This window comes from Cupriavidus sp. IK-TO18, assembly GCF_015549295.1.
In the GTDB taxonomy this organism is placed as follows: Bacteria; Pseudomonadota; Gammaproteobacteria; order Burkholderiales; family Burkholderiaceae; genus Cupriavidus; species Cupriavidus oxalaticus_A.
Genome location: NZ_JADGMP010000006.1, coordinates 1 through 12,388, shown reverse-complemented (window position 1 = coordinate 12,388; position 12,388 = coordinate 1). Strand labels below are relative to the sequence as shown.

At 67.1% G+C, this 12,388-nt stretch carries 11 protein-coding genes; 1 reads left to right on the top strand and 10 read right to left on the bottom strand.

Annotation, left to right across the window (positions count from 1 at the left end; all coding sequences use genetic code 11):
* Positions 1-30: 30 nt before the first annotated feature.
* From IPF36_RS03990 to IPF36_RS03980, 3 genes are all read right to left on the bottom strand, one after another.
* Positions 31-1,278, bottom strand: a complete 1,248-nt coding sequence (locus IPF36_RS03990; RefSeq protein WP_135702667.1) for a CaiB/BaiF CoA-transferase family protein — start codon at positions 1,276-1,278, stop codon at positions 31-33.
* Positions 1,279-1,580: 302 nt separating this feature from the next.
* On the bottom strand, positions 1,581-3,242 hold the full coding sequence (locus IPF36_RS03985) for a cation acetate symporter (protein ID WP_133094691.1): 1,662 nt from the start codon (positions 3,240-3,242) through the stop codon (positions 1,581-1,583).
* Complete coding sequence (locus tag IPF36_RS03980) at positions 3,239-3,544, bottom strand: DUF485 domain-containing protein (protein WP_133094690.1); 306 nt, start codon at positions 3,542-3,544, stop codon at positions 3,239-3,241. Before IPF36_RS03980 ends, IPF36_RS03985 begins: the two co-directional genes overlap by 4 nt.
* A gap of 375 nt (positions 3,545-3,919) precedes the next feature.
* Between IPF36_RS03980 and IPF36_RS03975 the strand changes: the two genes are divergently transcribed.
* Positions 3,920-4,450, top strand: a complete 531-nt coding sequence (locus IPF36_RS03975) for a hypothetical protein (RefSeq protein WP_135702668.1) — start codon at positions 3,920-3,922, stop codon at positions 4,448-4,450.
* Positions 4,451-4,466: 16 nt separating this feature from the next.
* Here the strand turns inward: IPF36_RS03975 and IPF36_RS03970 are convergent, their stop codons facing one another.
* The 7 genes from IPF36_RS03970 to IPF36_RS03940 all read right to left on the bottom strand — a co-directional run bounded on the left by IPF36_RS03970 (position 4,467) and on the right by IPF36_RS03940 (position 12,307).
* The gene (locus IPF36_RS03970) at positions 4,467-6,452 is read right to left on the bottom strand and encodes a response regulator (RefSeq protein ID WP_195427365.1); all 1,986 of its coding nucleotides are present in this window, start codon (positions 6,450-6,452) and stop codon (positions 4,467-4,469) included.
* A 2-nt stretch (positions 6,453-6,454) separates the two neighbouring features.
* Positions 6,455-7,363, bottom strand: coding sequence for a sensor histidine kinase KdpD (locus IPF36_RS03965; protein WP_195427364.1), 909 nt, complete (start codon positions 7,361-7,363; stop codon positions 6,455-6,457).
* Between the two features lie 2 nt (positions 7,364-7,365).
* The gene (locus tag IPF36_RS03960) at positions 7,366-8,364 is read right to left on the bottom strand and encodes an ATP-binding SpoIIE family protein phosphatase (protein ID WP_195427363.1); all 999 of its coding nucleotides are present in this window, start codon (positions 8,362-8,364) and stop codon (positions 7,366-7,368) included.
* 28 nt (positions 8,365-8,392) lie between these two features.
* A complete protein-coding gene (locus tag IPF36_RS03955; RefSeq protein ID WP_063239230.1) occupies positions 8,393-8,806 on the bottom strand; it encodes an anti-sigma regulatory factor in 414 nt (137 codons plus the stop codon).
* Positions 8,803-9,171 carry an STAS domain-containing protein gene (locus IPF36_RS03950; RefSeq protein WP_195427362.1) on the bottom strand — a complete coding sequence of 123 codons (369 nt, stop codon included), beginning with the start codon at positions 9,169-9,171 and terminating at the stop codon, positions 8,803-8,805. The genes IPF36_RS03955 and IPF36_RS03950 overlap by 4 nt, the downstream gene beginning before the upstream one ends.
* A gap of 14 nt (positions 9,172-9,185) precedes the next feature.
* On the bottom strand, positions 9,186-10,040 hold the full coding sequence (locus tag IPF36_RS03945) for an STAS domain-containing protein (RefSeq protein WP_195427465.1): 855 nt from the start codon (positions 10,038-10,040) through the stop codon (positions 9,186-9,188).
* 185 nt (positions 10,041-10,225) lie between these two features.
* Positions 10,226-12,307 carry a 3-hydroxyacyl-CoA dehydrogenase NAD-binding domain-containing protein gene (locus tag IPF36_RS03940; RefSeq protein WP_195427361.1) on the bottom strand — a complete coding sequence of 694 codons (2,082 nt, stop codon included), beginning with the start codon at positions 12,305-12,307 and terminating at the stop codon, positions 10,226-10,228.
* Between the last annotated feature and the right edge of the window lie 81 nt (positions 12,308-12,388).

Genomic DNA, 12,388 nt, shown 5'->3' with positions numbered 1-12,388 from the left:
CCTGCATGGCACGACGCGCGGCGCGAATGCTCAGGCGGACGCGGGCGCGTCCGGCAGCGTCAGCACGCCGCTGGCCTGCAGCGCCTGCAGCTGCTCATCGCTCATCTGCAGCAGGTTTTGCAGCACGGCACGCGTGCCTTCGCCCAGCGTGGGCGGCGCGCTGCGGATCGGCAGGCGCTGGCCATCGAGCCGGTAAGGCGGCGCGAACACATGGGTGGTGCCGGCGACCGGGTGCGGCATCTCGCGCAGCAGGCCGCCCTGGCGCGTGCGCTCGCTGGTGAGGGCCTCGTGCAGCCCGGCCACCTTGCCGCACGGAATGCCGCAGGCGCTCATGCGTTCGAGCAGCAGGTCGCGCGCAAAGCTGCGGATCAGGCCCGTGATCAGCGGGGTCAGCGTCTCGCGGTTCCTGGCGCGCTCCACATTGGTGGCATAGCGCGGATCCTCGACGATGTCCGGACGCTCGATCACCTGGCGGCAGAACTTGTCGAACTGGCTGTTGTTGCCGACCGCAATGATCAGCGGGCCATCGGCGGCCTCGAACATGCCGTAGGGCACGATCGACGGGTGGGCATTGCCGTAGCGGGCCGGATCGCGGCCCAGCAGCATGGCGTCCAGGCCGTAGTAGCCGGTCACCATCAGGCCGCAGTCGTAGAGCGCCATCTCGATCAGCTGGCCCTTGCCCTTGCGTTCGCGGCGGAACAGTGCCGCCAGCACGGCCTGCGCGGCGTACATGCCGGTCATCAGGTCCACCACGGCCACGCCAAACTTCAGTGGCGGCGTGTCCGCTTCGCCGTTGAGCGCCATCAGCCCGGCTTCGCCCTGGATCACCAGGTCGTAGCCGGGGCGCTTGGCCTCGGGGCCGCTGCTGTTGTAGCCGGAGACCGCGCAATAGATCAGCTCGGGTTTGATGGCCTTGAGCTGCTCGTAGCCCAGGCCCAGCTTCTCGGCGCCGCCGGTCTTGAAGTTGTGGATGACCACGTCGAACTGCGGCAACAGGTCATAGACGATCTGCACGCCTTCCTTGCTCTGCAGGTCCAGCGTGATCGACCGCTTGTTGCGGTTCATGCTGTTGAAGTACGTGGTCTCGGTCTTGCCGATGCGCATGCCCCAGTCGCGCGTATCGTCGCCGCGGCCCGGGTGCTCGACCTTGACGACTTCGGCGCCGAAGTCGGCCAGGACCTGGCCGCACAGCGGGCCGGCGAACACACGCGACAGATCGAGTACGCGCACGCCCTCAAGCGGGAAGTCGATGCCTTGGGATGATTCGGGCGTCTGCAAGTCTGTCTCCTTGGGCTGTTTCGGGGTACGAGCCGTCTTTGGGAAATCGTAGCCCATGCCGGGCTGGCGGCACGCATGGCAGGCGTGGCCGTGGTGTGGCGCCATGGTGTGGCGCGGTCAGCCCATCATTCTTGCTTGGATAAATAGCCTATACAATCCCAATCGACATTGACAAAATGTTCAATGGAATTTGACAACGCGCCGAGCCAGGGTCCCAAATGCATGGCGCCCGGGCATCCGACGATGGTCGAATGCCCGGGCGCCATGCTTGCTTCACATTTGCCGGTAGTTACCTGCCTGCTTCAGTGGCTGGCTCCCTCCACCGCGCCGATGCCGGTCTCGGAGCGCAGCTCCTGCGCCTCGAAGCCGGCCTTGTCCACGCGGGCCCGCGTGGACTTGTCGGTCACCGAGAAGAACCAGATCCCCAGGAAACCGGCCGTCATCGAGAACAGCGCCGGCGACGTGTACGGGAACGGCGCGCTGCTGAAGTGGAACACGTCCACCCACACCGCCTGCGACAGGATGGTCAGCACCACCGCCGACAACAGCCCGATAAAGCCGCCAACCGTGGCGCCGCGCGTGGTGCAGCCCCTCCACAGCACCGACATGAACAGCACCGGGAAGTTGGCCGACGCCGCCACGGCAAACGCCAGCGACACCATGAAGGCGATGTTCTGCTTCTCGAACACGATGCCAAGCACCACCGCGACCAGGCCGAGGATGATGGTGGTGATGCGCGACACGCGCAGTTCGACCGAACTCGTTGCCTGTCCCTTCTTGAAGACCGTGGCATAGAGATCGTGCGAGACGGCCGAGGCGCCGGCAAGCGTCAGGCCCGCGACCACCGCGAGGATGGTGGCAAAGGCCACGGCGGAGATGAAGCCGAGGAACACGTTGCCGCCCACCGCGCTGGCCAGGTGCACCGCCGCCATGTTGATGCCGCCCAGCAACTTGCCACTGCCGTCCTGGAAGCTCGCGTTGGTGCCCACCAGCACGATCGCGCCGAAGCCGATGATAAAGGTCAGGATGTAGAAGTATCCGATCCACGTGGTGGCCCAGAACACCGACTTGCGCGCCTCCTTGGCATTGGGCACGGTAAAGAAGCGCATCAGCACGTGCGGCAGGCCGGCGGTGCCGAACATCAGCGCAATGCCGAACGAGATCGCGGAGATCGGGTCCTTGATAAAGTTGCCCGGGCTCATGATCGATTCCTGCTTGGCATGGACCTCCACCGCCTTGGCGAACAGCGCCTCGGGGCTGAAGTGATACTGCGCCAGCACCATGAATGCCATGAACGAGGCCCCGCCCAGCAGCAGGCACGCCTTGATGATCTGCACCCAGGTGGTCGCGGTCATGCCGCCGAACAGCACGTACACCATCATCAGCGCGCCGACGATGACCACGGCGACCCAGTATTCCAGCCCGAACAGCAGCTTGATCAGCTGCCCCGCGCCGACCATCTGCGCGATCAGGTAGAACGCCACCACCACCAGCGTGCCCGATGCCGCGAACGCGCGCACCGGCGCCTGCTTGAAGCGGTATGCGGCGACGTCGGCAAAGGTGAAGCGGCCCAGGTTGCGCAGCCGTTCGGCCATCAGGAACGTAATCACCGGCCAGCCCACCAGGAAGCCGATCGAATAGATCAGGCCGTCATAGCCGTTGGCATACACCGCAGCGGAGATGCCCAGGAACGACGCCGCCGACATGAAGTCGCCGGCGATCGCCAGGCCGTTCTGGAAGCCGGTGATGCCGCCGCCGCCCGTGTAGAACGCAGCGGCCGACTTGGTCTTGGACGCGGCCCACTTGGTGATGTACAGCGTGCCGAGCACGAACACCACGAACATGCCGATGGCGGTCCAGTTGGTCGGCTGGCGCACGGCCTGCCCCATGTCGCCGCCGGCGGCGAACACGCCCGCCGACAGCAGCAGCGCCGCGGCGCCGAGAATTGCGTGGCGGGCGTTCATGCGACCTCCCGCTTGATACGTTCGGTCAGCTCGTCGTAGGTGCGGTTGGCATGCTGCACATACAGCCCGGTGATGAGCACCGTGAACACGATCACGAACAGCCCGATCGGCATGCCCCACGTCATCACGCCCTCGCCCATCTTCCTGGCCAGCAGTTCCTTGTCGAAGGCGATCAACAGCACGTAGCCGTAGTAGATCACCAGCATTGCCGCGGTCAGCAGCCAGCCTAGGCGCGAACGCCTGCGCACCAGCTGCAGATAATTGGGATTGGCCTTCAGTCGCCTGACCAGATCTTCATGCATTCCTGTCTCCTGCCATCTATGCGTGGTCTTGCCGGACGCACCCGCGGCGGGACGCCGCGAGTCCGTGCTGCATAAGGTAATGGCCGCCCCTTACCTGCTTCTTACACGGGACGGAAATCGGCACCGGGTAAACGCTGAGTGAGGCGCGGGACAGGAGGCTCCGTGGCGATGCAGGTTGTTGGTTGGCATGGGCGAAGCATGCGCCGCAAGTCGGGCCGCGCCCAACACTCTTGTCATGGACGAACGGCATTTCCCCGGGTAGCGGGACGTCGGCGGCATTTTCTTCCCGCTGCATCCGGTGGCATGGCTCCTGCGTAAATGCAAGCGGACGCTGCAGCGTTCTGCCCTCTTGTTACCGTTCATCGGAGTACCGCCATGATTCGACAGTTCGCTCACACGTTCCTTGCCACCGCCGCGATCGCAGTGGCCTGCACCGCCAGCATCGCCCATGCCGCCACGCCGCGCGACAGCGGGCACGCCGGCGACAAGTACGGCTATTCCTTCCGGGTCGACATGCGTGATGCATATAGCGACAGCGCACGCGCCGGCCGCTTCGACGTGTTCGCCGAAGGCGCCAGCACCGAGGCTCCGTCCGCCAATGCGCAGTCTCTCTATGGCATGGACCGCAGCGGTGTATCTGCTGATCCGGCGCGCAAGTTCGACGTCCATTCCGACGGTGCACTGGCAGGCATGGACCGCAGCGGTGTATCTGCTGATCCGGCGCGCAAGTTCGACGTCCATTCCGACGGTGCACTGGCAGGCATGGACCGCAGCGGTGTATCTGCTGACCCGGCGCGCAAGTTCGACGTCTATTCCGACGGTGCACTGGCAGGCATGGACCGCAGTGGTGTATCGGCTGACCCGGCGCGCAAGTTCAACATCTATTCCGATGGGGCATTGGCGTAAGCAATGCCAGTATGGCCTAGCCGTACTTTCCGCCCGGCAGCGCCATCTCGATTGCGCTGATCAGTTCCTGCAGGCGCAGCGGCTTCGCGCACACCGCATCGAAGCCGCTTTCCATTGCCAGGCGCCGGTCCTGCTGGCGCGTGAAGGCAGTCAGGGCGATGGCCGGCACGCGCGCACGCGAGCCGATCACCTCCTGCGCGCGCACTTCGCGGATCAGTTCATTGCCGTCGCGGCCAGGCAAGCCGATGTCGCTGATGATCAGGTCCGGCGTGGCGTTCGCCATCTGCGCCAGGGCGTCGTCGCTGTCGCGCGCGCTGCGGACATGGGCGCCAAAGCCGGCCAGGATGGCAGTGAGGGCGGCGGCCGCATCGCTGTCGTCTTCCACCAGCACGATATCGAGTCCGTCCAGCCGCGTTGCGCTCTCGGGTGCGCCGTGGTCAGTGCCGCCGGCAGCTTCTGCCTCCACTGGCTCGGTGCCCGGCGCCAGCAGCGGGATGGCAATTTCAAAGGTGGCGCCGCGGCCGACCCCCTCGCTGCAGGCCTGCACGATGCCGCCATGCATCTCGGCCAGGCGCTTGACGATCGCCAGCCCGAGGCCCAGCCCGCCCTGCACGCGACGATCGGGGCCGTCGCTCTGGGTAAAGCGGTTGAACAGGAACGGCAGGAATTCCGGATCGATGCCGCGGCCCGCGTCGACCACGGACACGCTCAGCGTTTCCGCATCGGACTTCGCGATCACGCGGACGGTGGCGCCTTCAGGCGAGAATTTGATCGCGTTGGAGATGAGGTTCCACAGGATCTGCTGGAAGCGCGCCGGATCGAGCCACGCAGCCTGCGCCAGGTCCGGGGCGATCTGCGCCTCCAGCGACAACCGCTTCTCGCTGGCCATCAGTTGCATGCTGTCGAGTGCGGCGCGGATGAGGGTGGCCGGGTTCGCCATCTCGCGTTCCAGCTTCATCTTGCCGACATTGAGCAGCGACACGTCGACCAGGTCGGCCACCAGCCGCTGCTGGATGGCGACATTGCGCTCGATCGCGGCCAGCCCGCGGCGTCCTTCGTCCGTGCTCACGTGGCGGCCCAGCACATGGGTCCAGACGGAGATCACATTGAGCGGGTTGCGCAGCTCGTGTGAGAGGATGGCGATGAACTCGTCCTTCATGCGGTTCACGCGTTCGACGCCGGCACGCGCCGCCTGTTCGCGCTCGATCAGCTGCTCCTGCTGGCGTTCAAGGTGCAGCCGAGCGGTAGCATCAGCCACGACCGCGACCCGGTCGCCCGATGGCGTGGTAGGGGAAATGCTCCAGTCGAGGTGGACCGGCGCGCCCTCCGCGTCGAGCAGCGGGAACGATCCCTGCCAGCCCTCGTCCGCGGACACAGTGGCTTCGGCGGCGCGCGCGGCGAAGTCGCCGGGCGCGAGCGCGGTGACGGGCCGCCCGAGCAGGTCAGAGGCGGGCCTGCGCAGGAGCGTCAGCATGGCGGGATTGACGTCGACCAGCTGGCCGCGAGAGTCAAGCACGCAGATGCCGCTGGTGGCCTGCTGGTAGATCGCGCGCAGGCGTGCCTCGCTCTCGCGCAACGAGCGCTCGGCCGCGGCGGCGCGGGCCAGCGCCGAGACCGTGGCAATCAGCACCTCCGGCTCGGCGGGATGGATCAGGTAGGCCGTGGCGCCGGCATTCAGCCCGCGCGCCTTGTCGTAATCCTGCACGTAGGTGGCTGACAAATGGATCACCGGCAGCGTCGCGGTATCCGGGTCGGCACGCAGCTGTTCGCACACCTGGATGCCGTCGATATCGGGCAGGTTGACGTCGAGCACCATCACGGAAATGCCCGGCGTCCGCGCCAGGCGCAATGCGTCCAGCCCGCAATCGGCCTCGATTGTGTGGAACCCGGCGTTCTTGAGCACGCGTACGGTTGAATAGCGAGTGACCGGATTGTCGTCGACGACCAGTACGCGCGGAGGCGACGCGGAGGGTGCTGCCTGCTGCGTGGATAGCGGGTCCATGATCATGCCTTTGCCGCGCCCGCCGCCGGTGCCGCCGGATAGGTGAGCGGCAGCGTGACATAGAAGCGCGAGCCCACATCGACTTCGCTCTCGAAACCGACCCGCCCCCCGAGCACCTCGGCCAGCCGCTTGCTGAGCGCAAGGCCAAGCCCGGAGCCGCGCAGGCGGCGCTGCAGCGGCGAATCGATCTGGATGAAATCCTGGAACACCGCGCCGTGCATCGCCACCGGGATGCCGATGCCGGTGTCCTTGACCGAGAACATGACCTCGCCCTCGCCCACCAGCCTCGCGGAAACGCGGACTTCGCCGCGCGGCGTGAACTTGAGCGCGTTGGAGATGAAGTTGCGCAGGATCTGCGACAGCTTGCGGTCGTCGCTGTAGAGGTTCGGCACCTCGTGCGGCTCCTCGAAGATCAGCGACACCTCGGGATTGGTCAGCACCGGCTTGAACATGCCGCGCAGCGTATCGAACAGCGCGACCATGTCGAACCATGCCGGCGACACGTCGACCCTGCCCGCTTCGAGCTTGGCCAGGTCGAGCAGGTCGTTGACCATGTCGGCAAACTCCGCGGCGGTCTCGCGCACGAACATTACCTGCCGTTCCTGCTCGGTGGTGAGCGGACCGTCCACGCGATCGATCAGCAGGCGGGTGATGCTCTGGATCGCGACGATGGGGGTGCGGAACTCATGGCTCATGTAGGCCAGGAAGCGGCTTTTCAGTTCGGTTGCCTGGCGCAGCTGTTCCGCCTGGATGTCCAGTTCCGCATACAGCGCCAGCACGCCGCGGTTGGTTTCCTCCAGTTCCGCGCGCAGGCCCTCGCATTCGCGGGTCTTGACGTCCAGTGCCTCGCGCAGTTCGTCCGGGCTCAGCGGGGTGTCCGGCGGCAAGCGGGAGTAGTCGTGGCTGGCCATGCTCAGTCCTCGGCGCGGCGGATCACGAGCACGGTGGCGTCATCCCGGCCCCGGCCGAACTTCCACACGATAAACGCGGCGATCACCGTGGGGTCGTGCCGCAACAGGCTGGCATCGTCCAGTTGCCAGCGCGACTGCACGCCATCCGAGAACAGGATCACCAGCGCATGGGCCGGCCAATCCATCACCTGTTCCTGGATGGCACGCACCTGGATTCCGGGGGTGCCGTGCTGCGGCAGCAGCGTGCGGTCGGCAGTGCCGGAGACAACGCGGCCCATCACATTGCCGGCCCCGGCGAAATGGATCTGGTTGCCGCGCAGGTCCAGCCGCGCCGCGCTGACCGCCGCGCCGCGGGTGCTGCGCAGTGCCGCGTGGGCGCGTTCGACGACCTGGGACGGGCTGGCGCAGGGCATTTCGGCAAACGCCGCCAGCGCGGCCCTGGCTGCGTCGGCGGCCAGCGGGCCATGACCGAGGCCGTCGGCAAGCACCACGTCGGCGCCGCCATCGTGCTGAGCGATGGCCCAGCCGTCGCCGCTGACCTGCTCGCCGGGTGCGGCCAGGTACACCGCCCCGACCGTGCAGCCGCGCACCGGCGCCGCGCGCACCGGGCACCCGCCCGGCTCGCGGTCGCGGTAGAACCGCGCCAGGATGACACTGCCCTGGCCGAAGCGGCTGACGATATCGAAGTCGTCGGCCATGCGCTGGACGGCGCCCAGCCCCTGCCCGGCGCTGCCTGCGCTGGAATAGCCGTCGCGCATGCAGGCCTGCGGATCTCGCATGCCGGGCCCGTTGTCCAGCGAGATCAGCTCGATCAGCATGCTGTCGCCAGCGGCGCGGGCGCCAATCAACATCCGGCCGCCGACGGCATGGCGTACCAGGTTGCTGGAAAGCTCATTCGCCACCACGGCGATCCGGCCCGCCAGCACGCTGTCAAAGGCCAGCCGCGCGCACAGGTCGGCTGCGAGCCGGCGGGCTTCGCCAACCCGGCTGGCGTCGTCCATGGGCAGCACGGCGGCGGGACCCTGTTCGCTACTTCCACCGAGTGACACTGACACAGGTTCCCTCCCCGACTTGGGTGCGGATGGAGAAATCGTTGACCAGCCGGCGGCTGCCGGACAGGCCCATGCCCAGGCCATTGCCGGTGGTCCAGCCATCGGTCAGCGCCAGGTCTACGTCACGGATGCCGGGGCCCTTGTCCTCGAAATGCAGCCGCAGGCCGCGGCGGCCGCCTTCGTCGATGAATTCCCAGCGCATTTCGCCGCCATGGCCGTGCACCACGGCATTGCGGGCCAGTTCGCTGGCCGCCGTAATCATCTTAGTCTGCTCGACCAGAGAGAACTGCAACTGGCCGGTCAGCGTACGCACGACGGAACGGGCCTGCACGACATCGCGCTCGTCGCGCAGCGGGATCGTTCCGGTGGTACCGAGCGCGGATTGCGTCACCTGAGCTCACCTCGCTGCGCCTTGTCCAGCAACGCCATGCCGCGCTCGACGTTGAGCGCGGTCCTGACGCCGCCCAGGGGCAGTCCCAGTTCCACCAGCGTGATCGCCACGGCCGGGCGGATGCCAACCACGACCGTGGCCGCGCCCAGGATGCGGGCGATGTCGGAAATGCCGATGAACATGCGGCCGATAAACGAATCGACCATTTCCAGCGCCGACACGTCGATCAGCACGCCGCGCGCCGTGTTCTGCTCGATGCTGGCCGCCAGGTCTTCCTGCAGCCGCAGCGCGGTCTGGTCCTGCATGTCGATCTGGATCGTGACCAGCAGGTAGGACCCCATCCGCAGGATCGGAATGCGCTCCATGCGTGTGCCTCCGGTCAGGGGACCGGCTGGCGGGACACGGTGTGCCCCGTCAGCCGCATGGCGGTGGCCAGCGCGTCGGCCAGCGTCGCCTTGGTCACGATGTCCTGCAGGTCGATGCCCAGATGCACGATGGTCTGCGCAATCTGCGGCCGGATCCCGCTGATGATGCTCTCCGCGCCCATCAGCCGGATCGCGGTCACCGTCTTCAGCAGGTGCTGGGCCACCAGCGTGTCGACCGTCGGCACGCCGGTGATGTCGATGATGGCCAGCGTGGAGCCGGTTTCGACGATGCGCTGCAGCAGGGTTTCCAGCACCAGCTGGGCACGGCTGCTGTCCAGCGTGCCGATCAGCGGTACCGCCAGCACCCCTTCCCACAGCTTGATCACCGGCGTCGACAGCTCGAGCAGTTCCTGCTGCTGGCGCCGGATCATGTCCTCGCGGCTGCGCTGGTAGGTGGACATGGTCCACTGCGCCATCCGATCGACGATGGCGGACGCTGCCCAGATCACTTCGATCTGCGCTTCCAGGTTGCTGCGGTCGCGCTGCAGCGCCTCGAAGATCGGCCGTTTGAGCGACAGCACGAAGCCGCTGGTCACGTCCGCGGTCTCGCCTTGCGCGGCACGCGAGGCCGACAGGTCGGCGAGCGCCTTGCGCAGGTCGGCGAACGGCGCCTGCTCGAAGCCGCCCGCATCGCCATTGGCGTGCAAGGCTGCCTGGAGGCTTCGCAGGATGGAGCGCTGCTCGCTGGCAAGATTGCCGGTGAAGCCGCGGCCGCCGGACAACGACTGGTATTCGGTAGCCCAGCTATCGGCCAGGTTCTCGGCTTCGGCGTGCAACAGGTCGGCAAGGCGCTGGTTTTCTGGACGCATGGGCATGGCGAAAGTTGTAAGCGATGCACAGGAGACAAAGGACTCGGTGTCAGTGCATTCTAGGAGGGATTGATAGCTCACTCCACGTTACATCGCGCCCTGCAAAACAAAGACGGGCGCAGCCGTGTGCACTGCCGTGCACGGCTGCGCCCGTCCGGGCCTGTCCTATGCCCGATGGCTGATGGCTACTTCAGATCGGCAAACCGCTTGCCGCGCGCCGCCAGGTCCGCCAGCAACGGCGCGGGCCGGAACTCCTCGCCGAGCATTTCCTCGTACTGCCGCAGCGTGCGCACCACCTTGTCCAGCCCGATGGTGTCGGCATAGAACATCGGGCCGCCCCGGTATACCGGCCAGCCATAGCCGTTGTTCCAGATCACATCGATATCGGACGCCCGCAGCGCCTTGCCCTCCTGCAGGATCTTCGCGCCCTCGTTGATCATCGGGAAAACGCAGCGCTCCAGGATTTCCTGGTCGGATACCGCGCGGCGGGTGCGGCCCTGGCGCGCGGCAAAGTCGCGGATCACCCGCTCCACCACCGGCGACGGCCGCGCGTTGCGCTGCGCGTCGTAGTCATAGTAGCCCGCGCCGGTCTTCTGGCCGCGCCGGTCCATCTCGCAAAGGATCTCGCGCAGCGTCGAGCCGGTCGAACGCTCGCGCACCCAGCCCAGGTCCAGTCCCGCCAGGTCGCTCATCGCGAACGGGCCCATCGGGAAGCCGAAGTCATACAGCACACGGTCGATGTCCCACGGCAGCGCGCCCTCCAGCGCCAGCCGTTGCGCCTCGCGCTGCCGCTGCGCCAGCATCCGGTTGCCGACGAAGCCGGGGCAGACGCCTACCAGCGCCGCGACCTTGCCGATCTTGCGGGCCAGTTCCATCGACGTGCGCACCACGGGCTTCGCGGTCTTCTCGCCGCGCACCACTTCCAGCAGCTTCATCACATTGGCCGGCGAGAAGAAATGCAGCCCGATCACGGCTTCGGGACGCGACGTGGCCGCGGCGATCTCGTCGACATCCAGCGCCGAGGTATTGGTGGCCAGGATGGCGCCCGGCTTCACGATCCGGTCGAGCCGGCCGAACAGCTCCTTCTTGACTTCCATGTTCTCGAACACGGCTTCGATCACCAGGTCGGCTTCGGCCAGTTGCTGCAGGTCCAGCGTGGGCGTCAGCAGCGCCATGCGTGCCTCGACCTCGGCGGCGCCCAGGCGCCCCTTCTTCATGGTGTTGTCGTAGTTCGCGCGGATGGTGCGCAGCCCGCGGTCGAGCGCCTGCTGCGTGGTCTCGACGATGGTGACCGGCATGCCTGCGTTGAGGAAGTTCATGGCGATGCCGCCGCCCATGGTGCCTGCGCCGACGATGCCGACCCTGGCCACGGGGGTAGCCGGCACATCGGCGCCGATGTCGGGCACGTTCCAGACCTGGCGCGAGGCAAAGAAGACGTAGCGCTGCGCGGCGGACTGCGTGCCCCCCATCAACGCCTGGAACAGCTCGCGCTCGCGCCGCAGCCCTTCGTCAAAGGGCAGTTCGACCGCCGCCTCGATGCAGCGGATATTGGCCTCGGGCGCCTCGAAGCCGCGGAAGCGGCGCGCGTTGGCCTTGCGGAAGGCGGCGAACAGTTCGCCCTGGCCGCGCGCGGGGGCGATCCTGTCGTCAAGGTCGCGCACCTTGCGCAGCGGCCGCTGCTCCTCGACGATCCGGCGCGCGAAGGCGATCGCATCGGCGCGCAGCGTGGCATCGTCGGCAAGCGTGTCGAGCAGGCCCATCTCGGCGGCCTCGGGCGCGGGCACATGGGTGCCGTAGGCGACCATTTCCAGCGCCCTTTCCGCGCCGACCAGCCGGGGCAGCCGCTGCGTGCCGCCTGCGCCTGGCAACAGCCCGAGATGGACTTCGGGCAGGCCGCATTTCGCGCTGCGCGCGGCAATACGGTAATGGCATACCAGCGCCACCTCCAGCCCGCCGCCGAGCGCGGTGCCGTGGATGGCGGCGACCACGGGCTTGGGGCTGTTCTCGATGGCAGCCTGCACCTCGGGCAGCCCGGGCGGCACGAACGGCTCGCCGAACTCGGTGATATCGGCGCCGGCAATGAAGGTCCTGCCGGCACAGGCCAGCACGATGCCCTGCACAGCCGGATCGGCGATGCAGCGCTCGATTCCCTGCAGGATGCCGGCGCGCACCGCGGCGGACAGCGCGTTGACGGGCGGCGAATCGACGGTCAGCACGGCGATATTGCCGTCCACGGCCAGGCTGGTGACTGCGTTGATGGCGGTCATGCAAGCTCCTTGTACTTTCGGGGAAAGGGAAAGGGGACAGGGAAAGGGGACAGGGAAAGGGGACAGGGAAAGGGGACAGGG